Below are 1,808 nucleotides of genomic sequence, written 5' to 3'. Positions count from 1 at the left end.
CGACGGCCGCCGCCCCCGCCGCCTCGGCGCCCCCCAGCTTCGGTGCGGTCCCTCCCGCGGGAGGCTCCGCCACCGAGGCCGCTCCCGCCAGCCAGGCCCCGATCGACGAGGCCGCCGCGCCCGCCAGTGCGGGCGGCGCCGCCGCAGCCGACGAGGCACCGTCCGCGTCCTCCCCCCTCCGGCTGCCCGCGTTCGGCCTGCAGACCCCCTGGTGGGCCTCCGAACCCGCCGCCGACACGGGCGCCACCGGCGAACCGGCCGGAGCCCCCGCGGCTCCGGGCACCGCGCCGTCCGCGGAGACCGGGGCGCCCGCCGCGCCCGGGGCCCCCGCCGGAACGGTCCCGCCCGGCACGCTCGTCGCCGGGGCCGGCGCCCCGAACATCGACTCCCGCGGCGCCGTCCCGTCCGAACCGCTGATCAAGGGGCCGCTCGCCTTCGGCGACACCGACCCGGACGGCTTCGCCGCCGTCCCCGACGAGGACACCGCCCCCGGGCCGGTCCCCTCCGGCACTGACGGCGGCGCGAACGGCGGCATGGCTGAGGACGCCCCGAGCCCCTCCACGACGACCGGGCCCATGGGCATCGCCCCTCCGGTCCCGCCGAAGAGCGGCAAGCCCGCCGCGAAGGCCAAGGCCTCCGCGAAGGCCAAGCCCACCGCACAGGCGAAGCCGGCAGCACCGGCCCAGCCCGCCGCCGCGAAGACGGCCGAGCAGCCCCGGCCCGCGCCGGAGCCCCCGGCCCCGCCGCGGGGCGGCGCGGACGGCACGGCGGCGTTCGAGAAGGCCGTGGAGGCCGAGACGGCGTCCACGGCGGTCGCCCCGGTCCTGGTCCCCGACGCGATCCTGCCGCCGGGCGTCCTGCCGCCCACCGGCAGCGGCCCGTACCCGCACGGCGAGGCGGGCGACGCGACCGCGACGGCCGAGCAGCCCGCCATGGCCACCGTGATCACCCCCGTCTACCACGCCGAAGGCGGCGTCCCGCTCGACGAACCCGCTCCGGCGGGCCCGGGCGGCCCCGGCGGGCCGTCCGCGCCCGGCACCCGGCCGCGCGGGGGCGGCGGCGGCAGGCAGCGCCTCGTCCTCGTCGGCGGCGGCGCCGGCCTCGTGCTCGCCGCCCTCGTCGCGCTGTTCCTCCTCGGCGGGACGGGATCGAAGGGCGACGGCGCCACCCGCAAGGCCGCCGAGCCCGGCAACACCGCCTCGGCGCCGCCGAAGGCGAGCACGCCGCCCAAGCCGAAGCCGACCGACATCAACGACGAGAAGACCGACCCGAAGGACCTGTCGTTCACCGAGGCCTTCCCCGAGGCGACCGTGCAGCTCGGCAGCCGCACCTTCGCCCGCGACCGCTGGTCCATCAACAAGGACCTCGGCTACGCGGCCCGCGGCTCGATGCTGAAGGCGCTGCAGCGGGAGAGCTGCCGCAAGGTCGTCCGCGCCACCTTCGTCAACAAGATCAAGACATGGGCCGTCACGACCGGGATCGCGGTCATGCCGAACCGGGCGGCGGCGCTGCGGGTGAGCCGCGCCGGCGACCCCGCCAAGTACGAGTGGTTCCGCGGCATGTCCGGCCAGCAGGCCAAGGACATCGACCGCGCCGGCGGCTACGCGGCCGTCACGGTCCGCGGCCGGTACGTCCTCTACGCCTACGTCCAGGACCCGAGCGGCAAGCAGATCAAGCCCGGCGACCGGCTCGCCAAGCAGATCGCGCAGGAGTTCCTCGGCTACGACGCCCGGCCGATCGAGGCCCGCGCGCACGGCTGACGCGCCGAGCGCGGCCCGGCGCACCGAAACGGCGGCGGCCGAGGGGGT

At 78.4% G+C, this 1,808-nt stretch carries 1 pseudogene; it reads left to right on the top strand.

From position 1 onward, the window contains the following. Nucleotides 1-1,760 (top strand): annotated as a pseudogene (locus ABZ914_RS50900) (hypothetical protein); the annotation flags it as partial. Nucleotides 1,761-1,808 lie beyond the last annotated feature (48 nt).

It is taken from the genome of Spirillospora sp. NPDC046719 (genome assembly GCF_040645715.1).
GTDB lineage: Bacteria > Actinomycetota > Actinomycetes > Streptosporangiales > Streptosporangiaceae > Spirillospora.
The sequence above is the reverse complement of the archived record's forward strand: the minus strand, read 5'-3'. Positions and strand labels throughout refer to the sequence as shown.